The sequence below is a fragment of the Agromyces albus genome, from assembly GCF_004134825.1.
GTDB classification, from domain to species: Bacteria; Actinomycetota; Actinomycetes; order Actinomycetales; family Microbacteriaceae; genus Agromyces; species Agromyces albus.
The window spans coordinates 15,855-41,427 of sequence record NZ_SDPN01000025.1 but is presented as its reverse complement, the minus strand read 5'-3'; the positions used below and the strand labels follow the sequence as shown (position 1 = coordinate 41,427).

Annotated in this window: 28 protein-coding genes and 1 pseudogene; 12 read left to right on the top strand and 17 right to left on the bottom strand. The window is 70.1% G+C overall.

Features of this window, described 5'->3' with window-relative positions; all coding sequences use genetic code 11:
• Window positions 1–104 precede the first annotated feature (104 nt).
• A complete protein-coding gene (locus ESP51_RS13300; protein ID WP_129521378.1) occupies window positions 105–1,373 on the top strand; it encodes a mechanosensitive ion channel family protein in 1,269 nt (422 codons plus the stop codon).
• On the opposite strand, the gene purQ is transcribed toward ESP51_RS13300, so the two are convergent.
• The 6 genes and pseudogenes from purQ to kynA form a co-directional block, all read right to left on the bottom strand.
• Window positions 1,374–2,072 carry a phosphoribosylformylglycinamidine synthase subunit PurQ gene (gene purQ / locus ESP51_RS13295; RefSeq protein WP_129521377.1) on the bottom strand — a complete coding sequence of 233 codons (699 nt, stop codon included), beginning with the start codon at window positions 2,070–2,072 and terminating at the stop codon, window positions 1,374–1,376. It abuts the gene before it with no gap.
• Window positions 2,073–2,203: 131 nt separating this feature from the next.
• Window positions 2,204–2,437 (bottom strand): annotated as a pseudogene (gene purS / locus ESP51_RS13290) (phosphoribosylformylglycinamidine synthase subunit PurS); the annotation flags it as partial.
• A 172-nt stretch (window positions 2,438–2,609) separates the two neighbouring features.
• Window positions 2,610–3,005: a hypothetical protein gene (locus ESP51_RS13285; RefSeq protein ID WP_129521376.1), complete on the bottom strand. Its 396-nt coding sequence runs from the start codon at window positions 3,003–3,005 to the stop codon at window positions 2,610–2,612.
• A 124-nt stretch (window positions 3,006–3,129) separates the two neighbouring features.
• A complete protein-coding gene (locus tag ESP51_RS13280) occupies window positions 3,130–4,353 on the bottom strand; it encodes a kynureninase (RefSeq protein ID WP_129521396.1) in 1,224 nt (407 codons plus the stop codon).
• A gap of 32 nt (window positions 4,354–4,385) precedes the next feature.
• A complete protein-coding gene (locus tag ESP51_RS13275; RefSeq protein WP_206737310.1) occupies window positions 4,386–5,459 on the bottom strand; it encodes an amidohydrolase family protein in 1,074 nt (357 codons plus the stop codon).
• A gap of 3 nt (window positions 5,460–5,462) precedes the next feature.
• Window positions 5,463–6,362, bottom strand: a complete 900-nt coding sequence (gene kynA, locus ESP51_RS13270; protein WP_422386849.1) for a tryptophan 2,3-dioxygenase — start codon at window positions 6,360–6,362, stop codon at window positions 5,463–5,465.
• Between the two features lie 189 nt (window positions 6,363–6,551).
• Between kynA and ESP51_RS13265 the strand changes: the two genes are divergently transcribed.
• On the top strand, window positions 6,552–7,184 hold the full coding sequence (locus ESP51_RS13265; protein ID WP_164990514.1) for a TetR/AcrR family transcriptional regulator: 633 nt from the start codon (window positions 6,552–6,554) through the stop codon (window positions 7,182–7,184).
• Window positions 7,185–7,190: 6 nt separating this feature from the next.
• On the opposite strand, the gene ESP51_RS13260 is transcribed toward ESP51_RS13265, so the two are convergent.
• The 3 genes from ESP51_RS13260 to purD form a co-directional block, all read right to left on the bottom strand.
• Window positions 7,191–8,033 carry a VOC family protein gene (locus tag ESP51_RS13260; RefSeq protein WP_129521394.1) on the bottom strand — a complete coding sequence of 281 codons (843 nt, stop codon included), beginning with the start codon at window positions 8,031–8,033 and terminating at the stop codon, window positions 7,191–7,193.
• 99 nt (window positions 8,034–8,132) lie between these two features.
• The gene (locus tag ESP51_RS13255; protein ID WP_129521374.1) at window positions 8,133–9,077 is read right to left on the bottom strand and encodes a phosphoribosylaminoimidazolesuccinocarboxamide synthase; all 945 of its coding nucleotides are present in this window, start codon (window positions 9,075–9,077) and stop codon (window positions 8,133–8,135) included.
• Window positions 9,078–9,151: 74 nt separating this feature from the next.
• On the bottom strand, window positions 9,152–10,465 hold the full coding sequence (gene purD / locus ESP51_RS13250) for a phosphoribosylamine--glycine ligase (protein ID WP_129521373.1): 1,314 nt from the start codon (window positions 10,463–10,465) through the stop codon (window positions 9,152–9,154).
• Between the two features lie 105 nt (window positions 10,466–10,570).
• On the opposite strand from purD, the gene ESP51_RS13245 reads away from it, so the two are divergent.
• The 4 genes from ESP51_RS13245 (at window position 10,571) to ESP51_RS13230 (ending at window position 12,375) form a co-directional block, all read left to right on the top strand.
• Window positions 10,571–11,137 carry a signal peptidase II gene (locus ESP51_RS13245; protein ID WP_241843160.1) on the top strand — a complete coding sequence of 189 codons (567 nt, stop codon included), beginning with the start codon at window positions 10,571–10,573 and terminating at the stop codon, window positions 11,135–11,137.
• A 34-nt stretch (window positions 11,138–11,171) separates the two neighbouring features.
• Window positions 11,172–11,552 (top strand): sterol carrier family protein, encoded by a 381-nt coding sequence (locus ESP51_RS13240; protein WP_129521371.1) that lies wholly within the window; start codon window positions 11,172–11,174, stop codon window positions 11,550–11,552.
• Window positions 11,553–11,575: 23 nt separating this feature from the next.
• The gene (locus ESP51_RS13235; RefSeq protein ID WP_129521370.1) at window positions 11,576–11,953 is read left to right on the top strand and encodes a hypothetical protein; all 378 of its coding nucleotides are present in this window, start codon (window positions 11,576–11,578) and stop codon (window positions 11,951–11,953) included.
• Between the two features lie 62 nt (window positions 11,954–12,015).
• Window positions 12,016–12,375: a hypothetical protein gene (locus ESP51_RS13230; RefSeq protein WP_241843159.1), complete on the top strand. Its 360-nt coding sequence runs from the start codon at window positions 12,016–12,018 to the stop codon at window positions 12,373–12,375.
• Window positions 12,376–12,409: 34 nt separating this feature from the next.
• Here ESP51_RS13230 and ESP51_RS13225 read toward each other — a convergent pair whose 3' ends face one another.
• The 3 genes from ESP51_RS13225 to ESP51_RS13215 form a co-directional block, all read right to left on the bottom strand.
• On the bottom strand, window positions 12,410–13,300 hold the full coding sequence (locus ESP51_RS13225) for an alpha/beta fold hydrolase (protein ID WP_129521369.1): 891 nt from the start codon (window positions 13,298–13,300) through the stop codon (window positions 12,410–12,412).
• A gap of 67 nt (window positions 13,301–13,367) precedes the next feature.
• Window positions 13,368–14,825: an amidophosphoribosyltransferase gene (gene purF, locus ESP51_RS13220; RefSeq protein ID WP_129521368.1), complete on the bottom strand. Its 1,458-nt coding sequence runs from the start codon at window positions 14,823–14,825 to the stop codon at window positions 13,368–13,370.
• A gap of 118 nt (window positions 14,826–14,943) precedes the next feature.
• Window positions 14,944–15,675 (bottom strand): glutamine amidotransferase, encoded by a 732-nt coding sequence (locus ESP51_RS13215; protein ID WP_129521367.1) that lies wholly within the window; start codon window positions 15,673–15,675, stop codon window positions 14,944–14,946.
• A gap of 239 nt (window positions 15,676–15,914) precedes the next feature.
• Here ESP51_RS13215 and ESP51_RS13210 point away from each other — a divergent pair, with 239 nt between their 5' ends.
• The gene (locus ESP51_RS13210) at window positions 15,915–16,865 is read left to right on the top strand and encodes a trypsin-like serine peptidase (RefSeq protein WP_129521366.1); all 951 of its coding nucleotides are present in this window, start codon (window positions 15,915–15,917) and stop codon (window positions 16,863–16,865) included.
• A 75-nt stretch (window positions 16,866–16,940) separates the two neighbouring features.
• On the opposite strand, the gene ESP51_RS13205 is transcribed toward ESP51_RS13210, so the two are convergent.
• Both ESP51_RS13205 and ESP51_RS13200 read right to left on the bottom strand, forming a co-directional pair.
• Window positions 16,941–17,375, bottom strand: a complete 435-nt coding sequence (locus ESP51_RS13205; RefSeq protein WP_129521365.1) for a hotdog fold thioesterase — start codon at window positions 17,373–17,375, stop codon at window positions 16,941–16,943.
• Window positions 17,376–17,388: 13 nt separating this feature from the next.
• The gene (locus ESP51_RS13200) at window positions 17,389–18,000 is read right to left on the bottom strand and encodes a zinc-binding alcohol dehydrogenase (protein WP_129521364.1); all 612 of its coding nucleotides are present in this window, start codon (window positions 17,998–18,000) and stop codon (window positions 17,389–17,391) included.
• A gap of 69 nt (window positions 18,001–18,069) precedes the next feature.
• Between ESP51_RS13200 and purM the strand changes: the two genes are divergently transcribed.
• The 3 genes from purM to ESP51_RS13185 are packed head-to-tail and all read left to right on the top strand — an operon-like array spanning window position 18,070 to window position 20,358.
• Entirely contained in the window at window positions 18,070–19,176 is a 1,107-nt protein-coding gene (gene purM / locus ESP51_RS13195) for a phosphoribosylformylglycinamidine cyclo-ligase (protein WP_129521363.1), read from the top strand.
• A gap of 4 nt (window positions 19,177–19,180) precedes the next feature.
• Window positions 19,181–19,936 (top strand): LLM class flavin-dependent oxidoreductase, encoded by a 756-nt coding sequence (locus ESP51_RS13190; protein ID WP_129521362.1) that lies wholly within the window; start codon window positions 19,181–19,183, stop codon window positions 19,934–19,936.
• On the top strand, window positions 19,933–20,358 hold the full coding sequence (locus tag ESP51_RS13185) for a hypothetical protein (protein ID WP_129521361.1): 426 nt from the start codon (window positions 19,933–19,935) through the stop codon (window positions 20,356–20,358). Before ESP51_RS13190 ends, ESP51_RS13185 begins: the two co-directional genes overlap by 4 nt.
• A gap of 45 nt (window positions 20,359–20,403) precedes the next feature.
• Here ESP51_RS13185 and ESP51_RS13180 read toward each other — a convergent pair whose 3' ends face one another.
• On the bottom strand, window positions 20,404–20,604 hold the full coding sequence (locus ESP51_RS13180) for a DUF3073 domain-containing protein (RefSeq protein ID WP_129521360.1): 201 nt from the start codon (window positions 20,602–20,604) through the stop codon (window positions 20,404–20,406).
• Between the two features lie 226 nt (window positions 20,605–20,830).
• On the opposite strand from ESP51_RS13180, the gene ESP51_RS13175 reads away from it, so the two are divergent.
• A complete protein-coding gene (locus tag ESP51_RS13175; RefSeq protein ID WP_129521359.1) occupies window positions 20,831–22,006 on the top strand; it encodes an NAD(P)-binding domain-containing protein in 1,176 nt (391 codons plus the stop codon).
• Window positions 22,007–22,018: 12 nt separating this feature from the next.
• On the opposite strand, the gene ESP51_RS13170 is transcribed toward ESP51_RS13175, so the two are convergent.
• Window positions 22,019–22,453 carry a DUF1801 domain-containing protein gene (locus ESP51_RS13170; RefSeq protein ID WP_129521358.1) on the bottom strand — a complete coding sequence of 145 codons (435 nt, stop codon included), beginning with the start codon at window positions 22,451–22,453 and terminating at the stop codon, window positions 22,019–22,021.
• A gap of 9 nt (window positions 22,454–22,462) precedes the next feature.
• Entirely contained in the window at window positions 22,463–24,571 is a 2,109-nt protein-coding gene (locus ESP51_RS13165; RefSeq protein ID WP_241843158.1) for an APC family permease, read from the bottom strand.
• Between the two features lie 306 nt (window positions 24,572–24,877).
• Here ESP51_RS13165 and ESP51_RS13160 point away from each other — a divergent pair, with 306 nt between their 5' ends.
• Entirely contained in the window at window positions 24,878–25,555 is a 678-nt protein-coding gene (locus tag ESP51_RS13160; protein WP_129521357.1) for a copper resistance CopC family protein, read from the top strand.
• The last annotated feature ends 18 nt before the right edge of the window (window positions 25,556–25,573 follow it).

Here is a 25,573-nt window from a genome sequence, read left to right as displayed (position 1 = left end):
GAAGGGCGCGGGACGGGGCGGGGCGGCTGACCGGCCGCTCCGCCTCGCCTGTCAATCGGCTGGATCTGCTTGGCCTCGGCCGAGGGCTTCGCAAGGCTGGAACGATGTCACCCACCTGGCAGTCCTGGTCGGCCTTCGCGATCGCCCTGCTCGCGGTCGTCGCGGCGGTGCTGATCATCTCCGCGATCGCCTCAGCGATCGTCCGCGCCATCGCGCGTCGTCGCGACTGGGCGAAGATCCTCATCCGGCGCGTCCGCTGGCCGTTCCGAGTGATGCTCCTCGTCGTCGGGCTCTGGATCGCCGTGGCGGTCTCCTTCGCCGGTCAGGAGTGGCGCCCGGGCGTCGACCACGCCCTGCTCATCGCGGTCATCGCCGTCGGCGGATGGCTCGCGTGCCAGGTGTTCCTGCTCCTGACCGACCTCGGCATGCAGCGCTACCGCGTCGACGTCGCCGACAACCGCGTTGCCCGCCGCGCGAGAACGCAGCTGGCGGTCCTCCGTCGCCTCGTGGTCGTGATCGTCGTGGTGATCGCGCTCGGCGTCATCCTGTTCACGTTCGACAGCGTCCGCGCGCTCGGCGCATCCGTGCTGGCCTCGGCCGGCATCATCTCGATCGTCGCGGGCCTCGCCGCGCAGTCGGTGCTCGCGAACCTGTTCGCAGGCATCCAACTCGCGTTCAGCGACGCTATCCGGGTCGACGACGTCGTGGTCGTCGAAGAGGAGTGGGGTCGCATCGAGGAGATCACCCTCAACTACGTCGTCGTCGGCCTGTGGGACGACCGGCGGCTCGTGCTGCCGTGCACGTACTTCACCTCGCAGCCCTTCCAGAACTGGACCCGCACGACGAGCCAGCTCCTCGGGTCGGTCGAGCTCGACCTCGACTGGCGCGTCTCCCCTGCGGCGATGCGCGACCACCTCGACGCCATCCTCGAACGTACCGACCTGTGGGACGGCCGGGCGAAGGTGCTGCAGGTGACCGACGCCGTCGGCGGCCTCGTGCGGGTGCGGATCCTCGTGACGGCGATCGACGCACCGACCCTGTTCGACCTGCGCTGCTACGTGCGCGAGGAGTTGGTCCACTGGATCCAGCGGACGCACCCCGAGGCCGAGCCTGCGCAGCGGATGCTCCTGCAGCGCGGCGGCGAGACGGGGCGAACGGATGCCCCGCCGAAGCCCGAATCGGCGCCGGCATCCGATCACGGCGCAGGCGACGGCGATCGCTCGGGACTGTTCACCGGAACGCGCGAGGCGGAGGAGCGAGCGGCCCAGTTCACGCAGGCGATCCCGGTCGTGAACCCGCCGTCGGCCGACGAGCCGGCCCGTTCGACGATCGAGACCACCGAGGAGTGGCCGCGCGCGGTTCGTCGGCCGTGACTACGCCTCGACGAGTGCCTTGCGCACGACGCTCGTGAAGAACCCGAGCCCGTCGACGCCCGAGCGCATCGCGAGCGACGTGTCGGGGCCGAAGCCGGGTTCGACGGCATGCTCGGGGTGCGGCATGAGGCCCACGACATTGCCGCGTTCGTTCGAGATGCCCGCGATGTCGCGGAGCGAGCCGTTGGGGTTCACGTCGACGTAGCGGAACACCACGCGTCCTTCGCCCTCGAGCCGGTCGAGCGTGTCATCCGACGCGATGAACCCGCCCTCGCCGTTCTTCAGGGGGATCGTGATCTGCTGGCCGGCCTCGAAGTCGCTCGTCCAGGCGGTGTCGGCGTTCTCGACCGAGAGCGCCTGGTCGCGGCAGATGAACGAGCCGTGGTCGTTGCGGATCAGTCCGCCCTCGAGCAGGTGCGCCTCGGCGAGCATCTGGAAGCCGTTGCAGATGCCGAGCACGGGCATGCCGCTGTTCGCGGCATCCACGACCTCGCTCATGATCGGCGAGAGACTCGCGATCGCGCCGGCCCGCAGGTAGTCGCCGTAACTGAAGCCGCCCGGCAGGATGAGCGCGTCGACGCCCTCGAGGTCGTGCGAGCCGTGCCACAGGGCAACGGGCTCGCCGCCAGCGAGTCGAACGGCGCGCTGTGCGTCGCGGTCGTCGAGCGAGCCGGGGAACGTGATGACGCCGATGCGCATATGGGTCGGCCTCCTCAGTGCGTCTCGCCGGCGGGCGCGCCGAATCCGTCAGAAAGCACCGTGCCGTCGTGCGTCTCGGATGCCGCGTGCGTCGCCTCTTCGGCGAGCTCGGCGTTCGACTGCTCGTAGTGGATGCCCACGACGTCTTCGATCACGGAGTTCGAGAGGATCTCCTCCGCGATCTCCTTGACGCTCGCCTTGAGTGCGTCGTCGATCGGACCGTCGACGGTGAGCTCGAAGCGCTTGCCGATGCGCACGCCGGTGAACCCGGTGCGACCGGTGCGGGCGAGGGCGCCGGCGAGGGCCTTCCCCTGGGGGTCGAGCAGTTCGGCCTTGGGCATCACGTCGACGACGATGGTTGGCACCGCGGTTCTCCGTCCGGTGTCGGGGGTCTGGATGCCTCGATTCTATCCGGGCTTGCTGCGCGGCTCGTCCGCCACGTGCTCACGATCTCTGCGCCGCTTCGATTGGCAGATCGGGCGCGCGCGAACGCACGCCGGAGCGCCGTTGGGCGCGCGGGCGCGTTCGCCGGCGTGGTCAGCGCCGGGTGATCGCCTTCACGACGGTGACGACGCCGATCAGGGCGGCGGCTCCGATCGCGATCACGAGGCCGGGGTTCTCGCGGTAGCGTTCCTTCACGTAGGCGACGCCCTCGTTGACGCCCTCTCTGGCACTCTCCACCGCGGCCGTGGCCTGGTGCGAAATGGTGTCGATCGTGTCGGCGAGCTCCGCCTTCTTGGCGTGCGCGGTCGCGGAGAACGCGTCAGCGGCATCGCTCGCGGTGTCGGAGATCTTGCCCGCTGCTCCGAACGCGGCATCGGAGAGCCGTGCCGCTGACTCGGTGGCGGTGTCGCCCACTCGGTCGGCTGCGCCTCGCGCCGCCTCTGTAGCTGCCTTCGTCGCTTCGTCGATATTGCGGTCGGCATCGGTCATCGTGCCACATCCTTTCGTCGTGCGATTCGGCCATCGTACGCTCGGGCCATCCCATCCGCCTGAACGGGCGGCGGGCTTGCCAAGCCGGCGGCGTGGCTGGTAATGATCGCTACTCGACCACCGGCTACGCGAGTCCCGCGCGCTCGAGCAGCACCGTTTTCAGGGTGTCGCGGGTCGCCGCGAGGCCGCGGTGCACCTCCTCGAAACTCGTCGAGAGCGGCGAGAGTCCGATCCGCAGCCCGCCGGGGTCGCGATAGTCGGGAATCACGTCACGCTGCCAGAGCCGCGCGGTCACCTCGCGCATCGCCGGGTGCTGCAACGTCACGTGGCTGCCGCGCTGCTCGGGGTCGAGCGGCGAGGCGAGGGTCACGCCGAGCGGGGCGAGCCACTCGTCGGCGACGGCGATGGCGAACGACGTGAGCGCCACCGACTTCGCGCGGATCGCCCGCATGCCGGCTTCCTCGATCATCGCGAGCGTCTCCTCCATCGCGAGCATGCCCACGATGGGCGGCGTGCCGCTCACGAATCTGCGGATGCCGGGCGCCGGCGCATACTCGGGGCCCATCGCGAACACGTCGGCCGCGCCCATCCAGCCCTGGATCGGCTGACGGATCGCCGCCTGCAGGTCGTCGCGCACATACGCGAACGCGGGCGAGCCCGGGCCGCCGTTCAGGTACTTGTACGTGCATCCGACCGCGAGATCGAAGCCCCAGAGGTCGGCCTGCACGGGAACCGAGCCCGCCGAGTGGCAGAGGTCCCAGAGGATGAGCGCGCCGGCGTCGTGCGCGATGCGGGTGAGCTCGCGAGCGTCGGCGAGGTAGGCCGACCGGTAGGCGACGTGGCTGAGCACGACGAGCGCCGTCGCGGGGCCCACCGCGTTCGCGAGCTGCTCGGGCGTGACGCCGCCGCTCGTGTCGACGTCGATCCAGCGCAGCCGCACGCCGCGTTCCTTCGCGATGCCGTCGAGCACGTAGCGGTCGGTGGGGAAGTTGTCGGTGTCGACGACGATCTCGTTCCGGCCCGGATCGCGCGCGAGCTGCGCATCGACGGCGGCGCGAGCGAGCTTGTAGAGCAGCACGGTCGTCGAGTCGCCGATCACCGTCTGGCCGGCCTTCGCATCGATCACGGCCCGGCCGATGCGGTCGCCGATCTCGTACGGCAGCTGCATCCAGGCCTCGTCCCAGCCGCGGATGAGGCGGCCACCCCAATCGTCGCGCAGGAACCGCTCGACCCGCTCGATCGCCGCCAGCGGCGGCCGCCCGAGCGAGTTGCCGTCGAAGTACACGACGTCGCCCGCGGCGCCCACGAAGCGCTTGCGGTAGTGGGCGAGCCCGTCGGCGCGGTCCATGCGGCGCGCGAAGGCGAGATGCGGGTCGAGGGTCACCGGAGCTCCAGGTCTTCGATCGGAACGATCACGGCCGACGCGAGCCACTCGGGCACCTCGTCGAGCGCGGCGGGCGGCGTGCCCGGTATGAACGTCGCGATGCCGTCGAGTGGCACGTCGGGGCCGGGCCACGGGTCGGTGATGGCGGCGACGAGATCGGATGCCCCGAGCCCGGCGCGCACGAGCGCGACGAGCTCGTCGGGGTTCACCCCGAGCGGCTGGTCGCCGTTGCCGAGGTCGGTGCCGTAGAGCACGCGTCCGCCGGAGGAGCGGAATCGCGAGAGGTTGTCGAGCGCGCAGTCGAGCTCGGTGGAAGGCTCGCCGTGGCTCGTCACGTGCAGCGTCGAGATCCAGCACTGCCCGCGCGCTGCGGCGCGCGCCACGAGCTCGTCGTCGACGCGCTCGGTGAACGGCGTGTGCGCGAGGGCGTCGACGCCGGCCTCGATCGCGAGCCGCGACATCCCCTCGCCCTCGACGTGGGCGACCACGGGCAGGCCGCGCGCGTGCGCCGTCGCGACGATCACATCGAGCGTCGCGCGGTCGAACACCGGCCCGACCGCCGAGTTGAGGGCGACCTTGATGACGGATGCCCCGAACGCGAGCTGCTCGTCGATCGCCGTCTGCACGGGCGTCGGCAACGACGAGCGACCCGCGCCCTCGACAGCCTCGAGCTCGCGCACGCTGCCCTCGGCGGCCCACGACCGCCCGGAGGGATACCCACCGGGTGCTGTGAGGAACTCGCCCGCGAAGTCCACGTGGGGCAGGCCCTCGCGCTGGGCGTACGACGCGATGTCCTCGAGCGGCCCGCCGAGGTCGACCACGCTCGCGATGCCGGTGTCGCGGAGCGCATCGGCGCCGATGATCATGAGGTGCACGTGGTGGTCGCGGAACGGCGGCAGCATCGTGCCCGGCTCGCCTGGGTGGTCGCCGCCGAGCGACCGGCGCGCGGGGCGGGCGAGCGGACCGAAGTCGAGCGGCGAGCGCGACGCGTGCCGGGCGACCGATGCCCGCACCTCGGCCGCATCGTCGCGGGCCGACGCGTGGGGTTCGGGTTCAGCGACGTGCGACATCCGTCACCCGGGGATCTCGGTGCGAACGGCGTAGAGCTCGGGGAAGAACGTGAGCTCGAGGGCGCGCTTGAGGAACGTAGCGCCGCTCGAGCCGCCGGTGCCGGTCTTCGAGCCGATGATGCGCTCGACCGTCTTCAGGTGCCGGAACCGCCAGAGCTGGAAGTTGTCTTCGAGGTCGACGAGCTCTTCGCACGTCTCGTAGGCGGCCCAGTGCTCCTCGGGATTCGCGTAGATCTGCCCGAACATCGGCACGAGCTCGGGCACGAAGGTCCACGCGGTGGTGACGTCGCGTTCGAGCACCTCGTCGGGCACCGCGTAGCCGGCCCGCGCCAGCAGCCGCAGGAACTCGTCGTAGAGGCTCGGCGTCTTGAGCGCCGCTTCGAGCATCGCGCTCGCCATGGGGTCGGCCTCGAAGACCTGCAGCATGCGCTCGTTCTTGTTGCCGAGCACGAACTCGACCGCGCGGTACTGGTAGGACTGGAACCCGCTCGCGTTGCCGAGCACGCCGCGGAACTGGCCGTATTCCGTCGGCGTGAGCGTGGCGAGCACCGACCACTGCTCGGTGAGCGTGCGCTGGATGTGCTTCACGCGGGCGATGCACTTGAGCGCCGGCGCGAGCTGGTCGGCGCGCAGCAGGTCGCGCGCGGTCTCAAGCTCGTGCAGCACGAGCTTCAGCCACAGCTCGGTGGTCTGGTGCTGGATGATGAACAGCAGTTCGTCGTGGTGCTCGGGCCGGCTGATCGGCCGTTGCGCCGAGAGCAGCGTGGGCAGGTCGAGGTAGCCGCCGTAGCTCATGCGGTCGCTGAAGTCGGTGACGACGGATGCCTCGATGCGCCGCGTGTTGCCGATGACGGGCTGCTCGGCGTCGTCGCTGGGTTCGGGTTGTTCGGCGGGTTGGGCCACGACTTCAGCCTAGCCGCGCACCCTCGCAAGCCGAATGGGCGCCGTCAATGGGGATGCCCTGCCGGCGCGGGTTGCAGCCGGCAGGGCATCTGCCGCTCAGCTCCCCCGAACGAGCGGCCATCTCCCGCAGACAAATAGTGCGGAGGATGCTCTCCGTATCGTAGTCGGCAGTACGGTGAGGATGTGAACTTGAGCGCAACACCGCGTCGTGACGCGCAGCGCAACCACGAGCGGATCCTGGCGGAGGCGCGCATCCTCTTCGCCGAGCGCGGTATCGAAGCTCCCTTCGACGAGCTCGCCACGCGCGCCGGCGTGGGCGCCGGCACGCTCTACCGGCACTTCCCCACGCGCGATGCACTCATTCGCGAGCTCTACGATTCCTCGATCGAGATGTTCCACCGCCTCGCCCCCGAGATCCTCGGTGCACCCACGGGCTGGCGCTCGGTCGAGCTCTTCGTGGAGCGGCTCGGCGAGTGGGTCGCCTCCTCGCCGTATCTGCCCGCCGTCATGCGCCGCGTCGCCGAGGTCGATCCCGAGCACCGCCCGGGCCTCGAGTTCGAGTCGGCGATCGAGGAGTTCGTCGAGCGTGCCAAGCGCGAGGGGTCGCTCCGCCCAGACGTCTCAGGCGTCGACCTCAACGTGCTCGTCAACATGCTCGGCTCGCTCGGGCAGTTCGGCGGAGACTACCTGCCCTACTGGCGACGGCAGCTCACCGTCATCCTCGACGGCCTCCGCGCGCGCCCCGACTCGACGCCGCTGCCCGGCGTCTCCCAGGACTTCGAGGACTTCCACCGGATGGCGCACGAGCGCACAGCGCCGTAGGCTGCCTCAGCGGGCGGCGCGCACCTCGACGAGGTTCGACCACGGGTCGTCGAATGCGATCGAGCGGCCGTTGTCACGCGTGGGAACGCCGAAGTGCGACATCCGCTCGCCCAACTCGCCGAGGTCGTCTGCGCCGGGCACGACGATCTCGACCTTGCCGAGGCCGAGCGCGAGGCCGCGCTTGCCGGCGCCGGCGCTGTTCCACGTGTTCATGGCCATGTGGTGGTGGTAGCCGCCCGCGCTCACGAACAGGGCAGACGATCCCATGCTTGCGGTGGTCTCGAAGCCGAGGCGGTCGACGTAGAACTCGCGCGCACTCGCGATGTCGCCGACCGACAGGTGCACGTGGCCGACGATGGCGCTGCCGAGCCCGGTGCCCGCCGCCGCGGCATCCGCTGCCGTCTCGGTCAGGTTCGCGCGCAGGTACTCGTTCGGGTCGAGGAAGACGGTGGCCATCTCGATGGAGCCGTGGGTCCAGCTCCACTGCGAACGGTCGCGGTCGAAGTAGAGCTCGACGCCGTTGCCCTCGGGGTCGTTGAAGTAGAACGCCTCGCTCACGAGGTGGTCGGCGCTCCCGGTGAATGCTGCGGGGTACTTCGCGGCGACCGAGTAGACGGCCGTCGCGAGGGCCTCGCGGGAGTTGAAGAGGATCGCCGTGTGGAAGAGGCCGGCGCTGCGCGGTGCGGCGTGCTTCAGCTCGGGGGCGAACTCGAGGATGACGATCGGCGTCGTGCCGCGTCCGAGTACCGCCACGGGCCCGTCGTGGCGCAGCAGCTCGAGGGTCACGCCCTCGCGGTAGTAGCGGATCATGCCGTCGAGGTCGCCCACCCGCAGCGTCACGGCACCCATGCCCGTGTCGGCAGCGAGGAGTCCGCTCGTCGGCCGCTCATTGGTTGTAGTCACAACTAATGATAACGGATGCCGCCGCCGCGGCATTCCCGCCGGGAACTACCCGCCTTGCGTCAGCCGATCCACGAGGGCCCGGTACCGCTCCGCCGTCTGCTCGACGATCTCGTGCGGAAGCGTCGGCGGCTCCTCGACGGCCTCGGGGTCCCAGTTCGCGGCGAGCCAGTCGCGAACGATCTGCTTGTCGAAGCTCGCCATGCGCAGTTCGGGGGTCTCGGCCGTGGCGTACGCCTCGGCATCCCAGTACCGGCTCGAGTCGGAGGTGAGCACCTCGTCGGCGAGCGTCACGATGCCGATGGCGCGGTCGGCGCCGAACTCGAACTTCGTGTCGGCGAGGATGAGGCCGCGCTGCTCGGCGATCGCTGACGCGTGCTCGAAGATCTCGAGCGAGAGCTCCCGCAACTGCTCGGCGACGACGTCGCCGACGAGTTCGACGGTGCGCTCGAACGAGATGTTCTCGTCGTGCTCGCCGAGCGGCGCCTTCCACGCGGGCGTGAAGATCGGCTCGGGCAGGCGGTCGCCGTTCGAGAGCCCATCAGGCAGCGGGATGCCGCCGATGGCGCCCGTCTCCTGGTACTCCTTAAAGCCGCCGCCGGTGATGAAGCCGCGCACGACGCACTCGATAGGAAACATGTCGAGCGTGCGGCACAGGGTCGCCCGTTCGGCGAGTTCGTCGGGCACCTCGGGCAGCTCGAGCGCCTCGAGACGATCGTCGAGCGGATGCGCCAAGTGGTTCGGCACCTCGGGAAGCTGGTCGAACCACCAGCGGGTGAGCTTCGTGAGCATCGCGCCCTTGCCGGGGATCGCGGGGCTGAGCACCTCGTCGAACGCACTCACGCGATCGCTCGCGACGACGAGCACGACGGGCGAGTGGCTCAGCGGGTCGCCGGTCCAGCTGTCGTCGTCGTCCATCATCTTGGTCGGCACGTAGAGATCGCGCACCTTGCCCGAGTAGACATGGGTCCAGCCGTCGACGGTTTCGCTCACGGACTCAGTGTAGGCCGGGCGCCGAACGGCGGCGGGCGGCCGTCATCCCTTGACAGCGTCAAGCAGTCACGCGGTCACTCCGCGACGCGCGCCGCGATGTCGGTGCGGTATTGGGCGCCGTCGAGCCGGATGTGCGCGAGCGCCTCGTAGGCACGGCGGCGCGCCTCGGCGAAGTCCTGTCCGACGGCCACGACGCTCAGCACCCGGCCTCCGGTCGCGAGCAGGGGCGACGTGCCCCGGGCCTCGGTCGCGGCGCCGATGGCGGTGGCAGCGTGGGCGAGGTGCACTCCGGGCACGGATGCCGCGGCGTCGAGTCCCTCGATCACCCGGCCGGTCTCTGGCGCCTCGGGATACCCCTCGCTCGCGAGCACGACCGTGACCGCGGCATCCGATCGGAACACCGGTCGGGGCAGCCCGCCGAGACCGCCGGTGGCCGCGGCGAACAGCAGGCCCGAGAGTGGCGTGTCGAGGCGAGGCAGCACGACCTGGGTCTCGGGGTCGCCGAAGCGCGCGTTGAACTCGATCACGCGGATGCCGCGCGATGTGAGGATGAGGCCGGCGTAGAGCAGGCCGATGAACGGCGTCTGCTCGGCGGCGAGCTGGCGCACGGTGGGCAGCGCGATCGTATCGATGACCTCGTCGACGAACGCCTTCTCGCTTCCGAAGCGGTCGTCGAGCCAGGGCAGCGGCGAGTACGCGCCCATGCCGCCGGTGTTCGGGCCCTGGTCGCCGTCGCGGAGGCGCTTGTAGTCCTGCGCGGGCGAGAGGGGCAGCACGTGGGTGCCGTCGGAGAGCAGGAAGAGCGAGACCTCCTGGCCGTCGAGGAACTCTTCGACGAGCACCGGGCCCTGCTGCAGGTAGTGGGCGGCGTGCGCGAGCGCCGCGTCGCGGTCGTCGGTGACCAGCACGCCCTTGCCCGCCGCGAGGCCGTCGGCCTTCACGACATAGGGGGCGCCGAACTCGTCGATCGAGCGCTCGACCTCCTCGAGCGTGTCGGCGAGGCTCGCGCGGCCGGTGGGCACGCCCGCGGCCTCCATGACGCGCTTCGCGAAGGTCTTCGACCCCTCGAGGGCGGCGGCCGCCTTGCCGGGGCCGAACACGGCGATGCCGCGGGTGCGCAGGGCGTCGGCGACGCCCGCCACGAGGGGAGCCTCGGGGCCCACGACGACGAGCTCGATGTCATTCTCGAACGCATAGTCGGTGACGAGCACCGGGTCGGTCGGGTCGAGCGCGATCGTCGTCACGCTGCCGCGGGCCGACGACGTGGGGGATGCTGCGATGCCCGCGTTCCCGGGTGCGGCGATGAGCTCGTGCCCGGCCTCCTCGTCGAGCAGGGCGAGCATGATGGCGTGCTCGCGCGCGCCCGATCCGAGGACGAGGATTCTCACCGGTTCAGGCTACCCCAGCGATTTCGGCCGCTCGTCACGCGTTCGTCAGGGTGCTCCACCCTGCAACGCACGAAGCGGCGCGCACCGGCGGCGATAATGGGGCGGGTGAGCACCGATGAGCCGACGAGCGCGGACGACCCCACGAGCGCGGATGACGCGACGAGCGCGGACGACCCGACCCCTACCGGTCGCCGGTTGTTCTGGTTCACCCTCGTCGTCGCCGCCCTCGTCGTGCTCGTCGACCAGGGCACCAAGTTGTGGGCGGAGACGGCGCTCGCCGACGGCCAGACGGTCCCGGTGATCGGTGATCTCATCCGCTTCGTGCTCGTCTACAACCCGGGTGCCGCGTTCTCGATCGGCACCGAGTTCACGTGGGTGCTCGCGGTGCTCGCCGCCGCCGCGGTCGTCGGCCTCGCCTGGTTCGCGTGGTCGCTGCGTTCCGTCGGCTGGATGGTGGCGATCGGCCTCGTGCTCGGCGGCGCGGCCACCCACCTCGGCGACCGGCTGTTCCGCGAGCCCGGATTCGGTCGCGGCCACGTGGTGGACTTCATCGGCTACGGCAACCTCTTCGTCGGCAACGTCGCCGACATCGCGATCTTCTCGGGCGCCGTCCTGATCCTCCTGCTCACGCTGCGCGGCATCGCCACTGGCAGGTCCGCCTCGGTGTCCTGAGCCGCACGCGCGCGCTCGATGGGAGAATCTGCTCATGGCACGAGCGAGGATCGACGACGAGTCGGGCAGGGCGGCGCTCGCCGCGGCGACGGGCGGCGATGGGGCAGCGGATGCCGCGGCATCCGTCGATCGCGCGACCCTCGCGCTCGCCGTGCGCTACACGCTGCAACTGCTCGCCGAGCAGGCGCCGGGCGGCACCGTCGAGGTGCGGGTGCCGCCGTTCGGGGCGGTGCAGTGCATCGAGGGGCCCAAGCACACGCGCGGCACTCCGCCGAACGTGATCGAGACGGATGCCGCCACGTGGCTCGCCCTCGCCACGGGGGCCCTCGCCTGGGCCGATGCGCGAGCCGCCGGCCGCGTGCACGCCTCGGGGCAGCGCGCCGACGTGAGCGCGCAGCTGCCCCTCTCGCGTTAAGCGCACCCGGTAGGCTCTGCGCCGTGACCATCGCCGCCATCGCCCTCTGCGTCGTGCTGGGCCTGCTCGCAATCTTCCAGCTCGCGCTCATCGCGGGAGCGCCGCTCGGGCACTTCGCGTGGGGCGGCGCCGACCGCGTACTGCCCGCCTCGAAGCGCATCGGCAGCGTCGTGTCGATCGTGCTCTACGCCGCCTTCGCGTGGATCTTCCTCATGAAGGCGGGGCTCGTTGCGGCCGTGCTTCCGGAGCTCGCCGTCGACATCGCGGCGTGGGTGATCTTCGCGTACTTCGGCCTCGGCATCGTCATGAACGCGATGTCGCGCAGCAAGCCCGAGCGCTCGACGATGACGCCGGTCGCCGCGGTGCTCTTCGTGCTGTCGTTCTTCGTCGCACTCGGCTGAGGGCTCAGCCAACCGGCTCGCGGCCCGCGGAAGCGCCCGGGTCCGGATGCGACAATGGACGGGTGAGCGACGCTTCGAACTCCCCCGAATCCCTCGAGCCCGGCGCAGGCGGCCGGATCGAGCCGTTCGAGACGACCGACGTCACGTCTGACACCGTGAGCGTGCGGCGATCGCCGCGCTACCCCCGGTTCCTCGCGCTCGGGGCGGTCGTGGGCGTGGTGGCCGCGCTCATCCTCACGGTCGCGTTCCCCGAGAACCCCGAGTTCGACAAGGGGCAGGTGTTCGGATTCCTGTTGCTCGCGTGCGGCACGATCGGCGTCGCCCTCGGCGCCCTCGTGGCACTCGTGATCGACCGAGTGCTCGCGGGCCGCGCGGCATCCGTCACCATGGAGCACCAGTCGACCCACCGCATCGACGAGTAGCGGGCCGGCCGCGGGCCGGTCGGTTAGGGCGGCCTCAGAGCAGGCTCTGCACCGCCTCGGCGAACGCGCGCGGCGCCTCTTGCGGCAGGTTGTGCCCGATGCCCGGCAGTTCACGGAAGGCGTACGGGCCGGTGAACCACTCGCGGCCCTCGGCCCCGCTCGGACCGCCGATGCCGTCGGCGCCGCTCTCGAGCACGACCGTCGGAACCGGGATGGGCGGCTCGGCGGCCATTGCGCGCTCGATCGCCGCATAGCGGGGGTCGCCCGCGACGAGCCCGTACCGGTGGCGGTAGGAGTGGATCACGACGTCGACGAAGTCGGGGTTGTCGAGGCTTGGGGCGCTCGCGCGGAATGCCGCCGCGGCATCCGTCCACTCGGGCGACCAGGTGGTCCACAGCAGCTCGCAGAGCTCGTGGCGGTGCAACTCGAGGCCGCGGCGACCGCGTTCGGAGTGGAAGTAGAACACGTACCAGTACGTGGCCTCCCACTCGGGGCGCGCCGGCTCCATTGCGCGCGCAGGGTTCAGCACGTTGTAGCCGCCGACCGTCACGAGCCCGGTGACACGCGACGGATGCAGCGCCGCGACGATGCACGACGCGCGTCCGCCCCAGTCGTAGCCGCCGACGACGGCTCGTTCGATCTCGAGCGCGTCGAGGAGGTCGAGGAGATCCTGCGCGAGGGCGCCCTGCTCGCCCGAGCGCAGCGTCGCGGCATCCGTGAATCTCGTCGGGCCGAAGCCGCGCAGGTACGGCGCGATGACCCGGACACCGGATGCCGCGAGCAGCCCTGCGACCTCGTCGTACGCGCGCACGTCGTACGGGAACCCGTGCGAGAGCACCGCGACCGGACCGTCGGGCGGCCCCGCCTCTTCATACGCGATCTCGAGCACGGGCGTGCGGACGGTGCCGCGGCTGGTGAACCCCATCACGCCAGTCTGGTGCAGAGTGGTCTCGATACGCGTCGCCTTCGGCGGCGCTACTCGACCACCGGGGTTAGGAGAGCTGCGTCTTCTCCACCCACGCGAGGTACTCCTCGGTGACCGTGCCGGTGACGTAGTCGCCCGTGAAGCACGACATGTCGAGCTGCTCGATCGAAGTGCCCTCGGTGATCGCGGCCTGCAGGTCGACGACCTCCTGGTAGATCATGTGGTCGGCGCCGAGCTCGGCCGCGATCTCGGGAATCTTGCGGCCGTAGGCCACGAGCTCGCGGCGCGAGGGCATGTTGATGCCGTAGACGTGCGGGAAGCGCACCGGGGGAGCCGCGGACGTGAACGTGACCTGGTTGGCGCCGGCCGCGCGGGCCATCTCGACGATCTCCTTCGAGGTCGTGCCGCGCACGATCGAGTCGTCGACGATGAGCACGTTCTTGCCCTTGAACTCGGTGCCCATCGCGTTGAGCTTCTGGCGCACCGAGCGCTTGCGCTCGGCCTGGCCGGGCATGATGAAGGTGCGGCCCACGTAGCGGTTCTTGTAGAAGCCCTCGCGGTACTCGATGCCGAGCTTCTGCGCCACTTGCATGGCGGCCGGCCGCGACGAGTCGGGAATGGGCATGACGACGTCGATGTCGCCCTTGTCCATATGGGTGGCGATCGTGTCGGCGAGCCGGTTGCCCATGCGCAAGCGTGCCTCGTAGACCGAGATGCCGTTCATCACCGAGTCGGGTCGCGCGAGGTAGACGTACTCGAACGAGCACGGCACGAGGCGCGGGTTCGTGGCGCACTGCTTCGAGACCATCTCGCCGTCGAGGCCGATGAAGATCGCCTCGCCCGGCTCGACGTCGCGCACGACCTCGTAGTCGCCGTTCTCGAGCACGAGGGACTCGGATGCCACGATCCACTCGGGCTTGCCGGCTTCGGTCATGCGCCGGCCGAGGATGAGGGGGCGAATGCCGAAGGGGTCGCGGAAGGCGAGGAGGCCGTAACCGGCGATGAGCGCGATGACGGCGTAGGAGCCCTCGACGCGGGCGTGCACCTGCTCGACGGCTTTGAACACCTGATCGGTGTCGAGGTCGAGGCCCTTGATCTGGCCCTGCAGCTCGGTGGCGAGCACGTTCAGGAGCATCTCGGTGTCGCTCGTGGAGTTCACGTGCCGGCGGTCGATCGAGAACAGGTCGCTCGAGAGCTCGCGGGTGTTCGTGAGGTTGCCGTTGTGCACGAGGATGATGCCGTAGGGCGCGTTCACGTAGAACGGCTGCGCTTCCTCTTCGCGCTCGGCGGCGCCCTTCGTGGTGTAGCGCACGTGGCCGAGGCCGATATTGCCGATGAGGGAGCGCATGTCGCGCGTGCGGAACGCCTCACGCACCTGCCCGCGCGCCTTCGTCATGTGGAAGACGGGGCCGTCGGCGGTGGCGATGCCGGTGGAATCCTGGCCGCGGTGCTGCAACAGGAGGAGGCTGTTGTAGATCTGCTGGTTGACGGGCTCGGTTGAGACGATGCCGACGATGCCGCACATGCGAAGCGATGGCTCCTCGGGGGTGGAAGGGGCGTCCGAGCTGGACGCTTTCCATCCTCCCACACGTGCGGCGGCGAGCCGGCTGGGCGGCCGTCGGTGCTCATCCGAGCGGATTCGGCTACCGGGCGTGGCGCTCGACGAAGCTCCGGAGCATCCGGCTCGGGTACGACACGGGGGCGCGCCGTACCGCGGCGATCGTCGTCTCGAGCTCGTCGGCGGCGAAGTAGCCATGATTCGCGTAGGCGTGGATGCGCAGGATGATGCCGTCGACGTCGAGCTCGGGGTGGAACTGCGTCGCGTACACGTTCGCACCCACCCGGAACATCTGCACCGGGCACGTCGGCGACGACGCGAGCAGGGTCGCCGAGTCGGGCAGCGAGCGGATGGCCTCCTTGTGGCCGACGAAGGCGTTGAACGTCCGAGGCAGCCCGGCAAGGATCGGGTCGGATGCTCCGGAATCGGTCAGGGTGACGGGCACGACGCTGATCGGCTCGGCGTAGGTGCGATCGATCGGCGCGCCCTGATGGACGCCGAGGGTGCCGACGCCGTAGCAGGCGCCGAGGAAGGGGAAGTCCCGGGCGACCACCTCGTCGAGGAGGGCACTGAACTCCGCCTCGACGCGGTGCTGCACCGGCGTCTTCCGCTCTGGCGGATCGGAGGCGTTGAACGGGCCGCCGCCGACGAGGATTCCCGAGATCGTGTCGAGGTCCAGCCTGGGCATGGGCGCCGCCTCGAGCCGCACCCGGACGAGTTCCCGCTCGTCGAGTCCGGCGTTGCGGAGGAAGAGGGCGTACTCCGCGTCGGCAGGCTGGTCCTCCGCGCGCGTGGCGAGGAGGACGAATGGCTTCACGAGTCCACGATATTCGCGCGACGCGCGAGCGCCGAATGGAAGAGACTATCCGGCCGGCGGACCGCCGGGGCGGATTCTTCGGTTCCGCGCCGATGTTCGTCGATGTCCACGAACTCCGCCTCGGCCTCTCCCCCTGATCGGGGGACCTATGACACGCTCTCGGGCATTCCGTTCACCGCGGCCCCGGTGCAACCGGAACATGGGGGATCGGGCCGCTGGCATAGAGAGGGCACGCGTCCATGAAACTCACCTCACTCCGCACCGGGCTCGTCGGTGCCGCGCTCGTCGCGAGCGCGCTGCTCGCCGCGCCGACCGCGGCCGTCGCCGCACCGCCATCTGGATCGCCCGGCGTCGATCATGTCGGCGTCCCGGCAGCGGAGACGGCGACCGCCGCCGAATACTGGACCCCCGACCGAATGCGCGGGGCGACGCCGGCCGACGTGCTGGTCGCGGACAAGGTGGCGTCGACGCCCGCGAGCGAGGTCGCCAAGGGCGCGCCGGTCACGTACGGCAAGCCCGCTCCCGCCCCCGACGTCGACCTGTTCGCGACGAGTGAGGCGGCCGTGCCGAACATCGGCAAGGTGTTCTTCACCCTGGGCGGCCGCAACTACGTGTGCTCGGCGAACTCCGTGAGCGCGACGAACGGCAGCGTCGTCTCGACCGCCGGCCACTGCGTGCACAGCGGCAAGGGCAAGTTCGCGAGCCGCTGGATCTTCGTTCCCGCGTACGAGAACGGCGCGGCCCCCTATGGCCAGTGGGCCGCGACGTCGTTCTCGGCGCCCACCCAATGGACGAAGGGCGGCGACATCACGTATGACACGGCCTTCGTGAAGGTTGCGCCGTTGAACGGACGCACGCTCGCGCAGACGGTCGGCGCTTCCGCGGTCGCATTCAACCAGGCGCGCGGACTCGCATACGAGGCGTTCGGATACCCCGCCGCCGCCCCGTTCGACGGGCAGACGCTGAAGTCCTGCGCCGGCACCGCCACCGCCGACCCGTATGGCCAGACGCAGTCGCAGGGCATCCCGTGCGACATGCCCGGTGGCTCGTCGGGCGGCCCCTGGTTCCTCGGCTCGGGGGCGCAGAACTCGCTCAACAGCTTCGGATACAACAACATCCCGAACATGATGTTCGGGCCGTACTACGGCTCGGTCGCGCAGACCGCCTACGCGACCGCGGCCGCGTCCTGATCGCCTGACGATCGCCCCGGTGTCGCTCTCGCGGCACCGGGGCGAACATCGGGCTGCGCCGATCCTCCAACCCGCTCAGTACTGCGACGGCGTCGAGAGCACCGCGAGCGTGCACCGCGAGATGCACACGAGCTTGCCCGCGGCATCCGTGATCCTGATCTCCCATACCTGCGTCGTGCGGCCGCGGGCGATCGGGCGCGCCTCGCCGTAGACCCAGCCCTCGGCCACCGGCCGAATGTGGTTCGCGTTGATCTCCATGCCGACGCAATAGTTCAACGCGGGGTCGACGGTGAAGCTCGAGCCCCAGCTCGCGAGGGTCTCTGCGAACGCGACGGATGCCCCGCCGTGCAGCACCCCGCCCGGCTGCCGGGTGCGGTGGTCGACCGGCATCCGCCCGCGCAGCACGTCGTCGCCGAGGTCGGTCATCTCGATGCCGAGCGCGCGGATGAGCGCGTGCTCGCCGCGGGAGTTCGCCCACTCGATCGACGGCTCTCCGAACCAGATGCTCATGCCTGCGAGCCTGTCACGCGAGTTCGGCGATGATCGGGTGGATCGCGTCGTCGAACGCCGAGGCATCCGACCGCAGGGCATCGGTGACGGCCACCGTCATCGCGCCGATCCACCACACGCCCGTGGTCGTGAACGGGATCACCTCGACGTTCAGCTCGAAGGAATGCGCGCGCCGGCCGACCTCGCGCTCGTGCTCGGCGATCGTGCCCGCGTAGGCGCGGTACGAGTCGCCGCGTCGCGCTGCCGACGCCGTGCGATAGCCCTGGTGCGCCCATTCGGCCCACGCGCGCGCCGCTTCGGCGTGCGGCACGATCGCCTGGGCGAGCACCTCGGCGCCCGAGACGGGCAGTGCGACGTCGGTGCCGTAGGCGTCGACGAGTTCGAGGGGGACGATCGACGGATGCGCCTCGGGCTCGACGGTCATCGCCCACCAGGCCCGCCACTGCCGCTCGAGCAGATCCTGCTGGTCGACCTCGAATCGGGTGCCCACCGCGCCGACGTCGCGGAGCCGCGGCAACTCGACGGGAGAGGCGATCGCGAGCACCTCGCGAAGATAGAGCGCAAGAAGAACCGAGCGACTCGCATTCTCGCGAATCACCCACGACGGCGTGCCACCCGCCTGCATGATTCAAGTTTAGTCCTGCGCATGCCCCGCAGACCCGGGCGACGCGCGGTGCCCGGGTACGCTTGACAGGTGACCTCGAACTCGTCCTACGCCGCTGCCGGAGTCGACACGCATGCAGGCGACCTCGCCGTCGAGCTCATGAAGGAGGCGGTGGCCAAGACGCACGGCCCGAACGTGCTCGGCGGCGTCGGCGGTTTCGCCGGCCTCTTCGACGTCTCGTTCGTCAAGGACTACGCGCGTCCGCTGCTCGCGACCTCCACCGACGGCGTCGGCACGAAGATCGCGATCGCCCAGGCGATCGACAAGCACGACACGATCGGCCAAGACCTCGTGGGCATGGTCGTCGACGACATCGTGGTCGTGGGCGCGAAGCCGCTCTTCATGACCGACTACATCGCGTGCGGCAAGGTGGTGCCCGAGCGCATCGCCACGATCGTCGCCGGCATCGCCCGGGCGTGCGCCGACACCGGCACCGCGCTCGTCGGCGGAGAGACCGCCGAGCACCCCGGCCTCATGGGCGTCGACGACTACGACGTCGCAGGCGCAGCGGTCGGCGTCGTCGAGGCCGACCGGCTCCTCGGCGCCGAGCGGGTGGGCGCGGGCGACTCCGTCATCGCGATCGCCTCGAGCGGCTTGCACTCCAACGGGTTCTCGCTCGTGCGACACATCCTCCAGCAGGGCGGCATCGACTTCGCCGACACCGCGGAAGACCTCGGCACCACGTGGGGTGAAGCGCTCCTCGAACCCACCCGGCTCTACACGCGCCCGCTCGTGCGCCTGCTCGGGCACGGGCGGCTCGGCACGGCCGTGCACTCCCTCTCGCACGTGACGGGCGGCGGCATCGCCGCGAACCTCGCGCGCGTGCTGCCCCGCGGCTCGTGGGTCGAGCTCGACCGGTCGACGTGGTCTCCAGCCCCGGTGTTCCGGGTGCTGAGCGACCTCGCCGGCACGTCGCTCGAGAGCGCCGAGGGCACGTGGAACCTCGGCATCGGCTTCTTCGCGGTCGTGGCGAGGGATGCCACGGCCGACGTGATCGCCGAGCTCGACGCACTCGGACTGCCGTCCTGGCAAGTCGGCACGGTCTCGATCGGCGATCGCGATCTCGCGGGCTTCGAGCAGGGCGCGAAGGGCGTCGACGGCGGAGCGGTTCGGCTCGTCGGGTCCTACGCCGACTGATCGAATGCGCGCGGCGCTCTCCATCGGGCTCTCGGGAGCGACCGATGCCCGCGCCATCCGCGCCCTCGCCCCGCGCATTGAACGGCTCGGCTTCTCGGGCCTCTGGCTCAACGACGTGCCGAAGGGCGATTCGCTTGCGGGCCTGCGCGTCGCGGCATCCGTCACCGGCACCCTGCGGCTCGCGACCGGGGTGATCCCGCTCGATCGGCGACCGGCCGACAGCCTCGACCTCGGCGGCCTCCCCGCGGAGCGCACGACGCTCGGCATCGGGTCGGGTGCCGCGCGGCATCCGCTCGGCCTCGTCGAACGCGGCATCGCGACGCTGCGAGCGACCGAGGCGGCGATCGTCGTCGGCGCGCTCGGCCCGCGGATGCGTCGACTCGCCGCCACCCGTGCCGACGGCGTGCTCTTCAACTGGCTCACTCCTGACGCCGCCGCCCGAGCGCACTCGGAGCTCCGCGCCGCGGCCGGCGACCGAGACGTGCGCAGCGTGCTCTACGTGCGCACGATCACCGATGAGCGTGCGCGCTCCGCGCTGGAGCGCGAGGCCGACCGTTATGCGTCGGTGCCGTCGTACGCGGCGAACTTCGAACGGCTCGGCATCAGCGCGATCGACGCGACGATGCACCGCCCTTCAGGCCTGCGCGCCTTCGATGTCGTCGACGAGATCGTGCTTCGCGCCGTGACCGCGACCGGATCGCTCGAAGAGCTCGAGCGCTTCGTCGAGGATGCGGCAAGCTGGCGGCTGGAGGCCGAATGATCTTCGCGCGGAGCAACGCAGTGCTGACCTGGGTGTACGTGGCCGCATTCGGCATTCCGGCGGTGCCGATCTCCGTGTGCCTGCTGCAGAACGGCACGCTGCCGTGGTTCCTCGACCTCTTCACGATGTACGGCGGCCCCCTGTCGGACCGGCTCGAGGAAGGCCCGCTCGCGGCGCTCCTCGTCGCCTACCTGCTCGTGACGATCGCGGCCGCGTTCGCGGCATGGCTCGTCTGGCTCGGACGCCGGATGGGCGCCGTGCTGAGCCTCGCGCTGATTCCCGTCGAAGCCGTGTTCTGGATCGGATTCGCGCTGCCGTTCCCGTGGCTGATCGGCGCCGCTCGGGTGGCGCTCATCGCCCTGGCATGGGCGTCGCTCGTTCCGTGGGATCGTGACGGCGACGCAAACCGCGCGCCGTCATGAGCACCACAGCGGGTGGGGATGCCGGGGCCGATCGGCGGCGAGGGGCTACGCGCGCCGTTCGTCGCCGGCGAGGAAGGTGTCGCCGTCGTCGGTGTAATCCGACCACTTGGCGACTTCTTCCTCGTATTCGTCATGTACTGAGCCGGTGAGCTCTCGCTCAAGCGCGTTGTAGTCGGTGTTGGGGCTGAAGTACTTCAGCTCCCGAGCGACCTTGGTGTGCTTGGCTTTCTGACGGCCGCGCCCCATGCGTGACCCCCTTACGACTTCAGGCCGGGTGGGATGGTTTCTTCACCCGGCGCGCATCTGATAATGAATAATCCTGTGGTCAGTTTAGCACCGCCATCCGACCCCAAGCGGTGCCCTCCACAAGCCATGGCGTACGCTCTCCGCAGGCCCTGACGCGCAATCCGGCGCAGTCGGGCCCACGTGCGTACTGCGCGTATACAGCAACCCGTGTTGAGATTGTCAGGTGATGCAGAGTCCCGAGCGCGTGAAGGTCGTGGTGATCGGCGCCGGGCAGGCCGGCCTGTCGGTCGCCTACTACCTGCGCCGCTTCGAACTCGTCGCCGAGCAGGACTTCGTGATGCTCGATCGGGCACCCGGAGCGGGCGGCGCGTGGCAGCACCGCTGGTCGTCGCTGCGGCTCGGCACCGCCCATCGCGTCAACGACCTGCCCGGAATGGCCGAGATCGGCTTGAGCTTCGACACCGCCGACCGGAATCTTCCCGCGAAAGAGGTCGTCGCCGACTACTACGGCAGGTTCGAGGAGCACTTCGACTTGCGCGTGCGCCGGCCGATGAACGTGCGGTCGGTCTCCAACCAGGGCGTCGACCTCCTCGTCAGCTTCGAGGACCTCACGCCGCAGCCGCTCGAGGAGGAGCAGAAGGCGCGTGGGCTGTTCGGCCGTCGGCGCAAGACCTTCGAGGCGGCTCCGGCCCCCGCGGTTCCTCGATTCGAACTGCAGACCCAGTTCCTCGTGAACGCGACCGGCACGTGGGGTTCACCGTTCGTGCCCTACTACCCGGGCATGGCCGACTTCCATGGCCGGCACGTGCACACCTCCGACTACACCGAAGCCGCCGACTTCCGCGACAAGCACGTCGTCGTGGTCGGCGGCGGCACGTCGGCGATCGGCTTCATGCTCGAACTCGAGGAGGTCGCAGCCGGACTCACGTGGGTCTCCCGCCGCCCGATCGACTGGCTCGATCGCCAGGAGCTCGATCTCGAGGGCGCTTCGGCTGCGGTCGCTCGGCAAGACGAGGCGGCCCGATCAGGTCGGGCCCTGCCGAGCGTCGTGAGCGGCACGGGAGTGCCGAGGAGCCGTCGCATCGCCGCGGGCATCGAGCGCGGCCTGCTCGTGGCTCGGCCGATGTTCGACCGCATCGAGGCCGACCGGGTGGTCTGGGACGGCGACGAGGGCGGCATGGCCCGAGCCGACGTCATCATCTGGGCCACGGGCTTCCGCCCCGACCTCCGGCACCTCTCGCCGCTCAAGCTGCGCGAGAAGACCGGCGGCGTCACCGTCGGGCAGGGCGCGGCATGGAACGATCCGCGCATCTTCCTCGCGGGCTACGGCCCGCAGGCGTCGACGATCGGCGCGAACCGCGCGGGCCGTATGATCGCTCGCCAGATCATGGCGATGATCTAGCGAGCGGATGCCTCAGTCCGCGGCAGTGCCGCCCTCGCGGGCACGCCGGCCCCAGACGCCGGCCGTGACGGTGGCGTACGAGTCGCGCACCACTCGCTCGAGCACGCCGAGGTCGATCTCTTCGAGGTCCTTGAGGTAGAGGCATCCGACGCCCGTGGTGTGCGGGCCGAGCTTCGCGAGCAGCTCGGAGTGAGCGCCGATGCCGTCGGCGAGGTAGACCGTCGACGCCGCCTTGCGCGGCGAGAAGCCCGTCGCAGCGGCATCCCCCTCGCGGCCGCTCGCGTACTTGTAGTGGTACTCGCCGAAGCCCACGATCGACGAGCCCCACATGCGCGCCGGCTCACCGGTGGCCCGCCCCATGAGGGTGAGCAATGTCTCGGCGTCGCGGCGCCGCACGGGATGCGTCACCCCGTCGAGGAACGTTCGCACCGCGGCATCCGTTGCCATGGGCCGATCCTAGCGCCCGCGCTTCTGGCCGTCCGAGGAGATCGGGCGCCTGGGCACCGGACGAACCGGCTCGCCGCGGCGGTCCTGGCCGGGCAACGGGCGCGAGCGACGGCCGTAGATGAGGTCGGAGGAGTCGAGCAGCCAGGGCACGAGTGAGACCGTGACGCCGTGCACGAGCAGGAGCTTCTGGCGGATGCGGCGTGCTTTGTGGTTGTGCAGCAACGACTCCCACCAGTGGCCCACGATGTACTGCGGCATGTACACCGTGACGACCTCGCTGCCGTGTTCCTCGCGGCGCGACTTGATGTACTGGATGAGCGGGTAGCTGAGGTCGCGATACGGCGAGTTCAGGATGCGCAGCTTCACGTGGATGTTCTGCTTCACCCAGTCCTTCTTCAGTCGCTTCGTCTCCTCTTCGTACAGCGAGACGTGCACCGCCTCGAGCGAGTCGTGGCGGGCCGCGATCGCGTAGTCGAGCGCCTTCAGGGTGGGCTTCTGCATGCGGCCCACGAGCACGATGGCATGATCGCCGGCCGAGCCGAAGGTCGTGGTGGGGTCGACCTCGATCTCCTTCTCGACGTCGCGGTAGTAGCGGTGCACGCCGAGCATGAGGGTGAAGAGGATCGGCATCATCACGAACACGATCCAGGCGCCGTGCGTGAACTTCGTGACCGTCACCACGATGAGCACGACCGCGGTCATCGCCGCGCCGATCGCGTTGATCGCGAGCGCACGCCAGATGGCGCCGCGGGTGATGGGCGCACTCCGGTCGTCGGCGTCACCCCTCGACGACCGCGGCGACTTCGACGACGTCGGCTTTCGGGGCGATCGCAGTTCGCGCAGCCAGTGGCGCACCATGCCGGTCTGGCCGAGGGTGAACGAGACGAACACGCCGATGATGTAGAGCTGGATCAGCACCGTGAGGTTCGCCTGGAAGACCACGAGGATCACGGATGCAGCGAGCGCGAGAATGAGCACGCCGTTCGAGTAGATCAGCCGGTCGCCGCGTGTGGAGAGCGACTTCGGGGCATACCCGTCCTGCGCGAGCACCGAGCCGAGCAGGGGGAACCCGTTGAACGCGGTGTTCGCGGCGAGGAGGAGCACGAGCGCCGTCGCCGCCTGGATGAGGTAGAAGAGCGCCGTGTCGTCGCCGAACGTCGCCGACGCCACTTGTGCGATGAGACTGCGTTGCGGCTCGGTGGCGCACTCGGCCCATCCGATGAGATGGCACGGATCCTCGGCGTAGTGCACCTGGGAGATGAGGGCGAGCGCGGTGAGTCCGGCGAAGAGCACGATCGCGATGCCGCCCATGAGCACGAGCGTCGCCTGGGCGTTGCGGATCTTCGGCTGCCGGAACGCCGGCACGCCGTTCGAGATCGCCTCCACACCCGTGAGCGCGGAGCATCCGCTCGCGAAGGAACGCAGCAACAGGAGGATGATGCCGGCTTGCGTGAGCGACTCGGACTCCACGACGAAGCCGGCCGACTCGGAGACCGGCGCATCGCCGAGGAACGTGCGCGTGAGGCCCACGACGATCATCACGAAGACGCTGGCGATGAAGAGGTAGGTCGGCACGGCGAAGGCGCGGCTCGACTCGCTCACGCCGCGGAGGTTCACGGCCGCGAGGATGATCACGAAGACCACCGCGAGCTCGACGCGGAATGGATTCAGTTCGGGGATGGCCGAGATGATGTTGTCGACGCCCGACGCGACCGAGACGACGACCGTCATCACGTAGTCGACGAGGAGGGAGGATGCCACGACGAGGCCGGCCTTCTCGCCCAGGTTGCGGTGCGCCACCTCGTAATCGCCGCCGCCCGACGGGTAGGCGCGGATGAGTTGCCGGTACGACGCGACCACGGTCACGAGCAGCACGATGACCGCGACGGCCACCCACGGCGCGAAGCTCAGGAAGGCGAGGCCGCCGACCATGAGGATCATGAGCAGCTCCTGCGGCGCGTACGCCACGGAGGAGAGCGGGTCGCTCGCGAAGATCGGCAGGGCGAGGTGCTTCGGGAGGAGCTCCCCCTCGAGCTTCTCGGTCGGCAGCGGGTCGCCGATGATCCAGTTCTTCGGCGACTTGAGTTCAGCTGGAGGGGCTTCCGCCTCGTCTGTCACGGCGGATGACACTACTCCTGTTGCGCTGGGAGTCAAGTCGGCTGATCAGCGACGGATTCCGCCGTTGCTAGAGTTGAGCCGATTTCCGAACTCACTCCGGGGGCCTGACGTGAACCGTGCGACGCAGCTCGCGCGTGGTGCTGCCACCGCGTCGGTCGCCCTCCGCTCGACTCCCGTGCGCACGGCGCTCGCCGTGATCGCGAGCCAGGAGCCGGATGCCCCGGCACGGCCGCGCAGCGCACATTCACCCGCGTCGCGCACCGCCGGCACAAACCCCCGGGCACGAGGAGAGGAACTCCCTTACACATGACCAACGAAACCCCCATCTCGACCGCCGCGACCTCGATGGCGACCAGCGCCGACGCCCCCGCCGACCGCGCACGCCGCCTGCGCGCGCTCGTGCTCGCCGGTGCTGCGCTCACCGCCGCAGCGCTCTTCGCTCTCGCCGACACGTCGCCCGCCCTCGCCCACGACGAGCTCATCGGCTCGAGCCCCGAGCAGGGCGAGGTGCTCGACGCCTCGCCTGAGGCCATCGGCCTCAGCTTCTCGAACGACATCATCGAGGTCGGCACCACCGTCGTCGTGGTCGACCACCACGGCGAGGAGATCTCGGTGGAGGAGCCCGTGATCGCGGGATCCGAGGTGACCGTCGAGCTCCCCGCCGATCTCAGCGGCGACTACCAGGTGCGCTGGCGCGCCGTCTCGTCAGACGGTCACCCCATCGAGGGCACGATCGACTTCGGCGTCGGCGCCGAGGCCACCGGCGTGTGGGAGGAGCAGCCGCCGCACACCGACGACGCCGACGGCGCCGATGCCGACGGCGAGAACGGCGGCACCGACGAGCAGGCCGATGACGCCGCGGCATCCGATGCGGGCGTCTGGCTCGTCGTCGCCATCGTCGCGGGCTCGCTCCTCGTTGCGGCGCTCATCGCCGGCATCATCACGTCGGAAGTGCGCCGCCGTCGCCGCCGCAACGCGGCCTGAGCAGACGATGAGCGAATG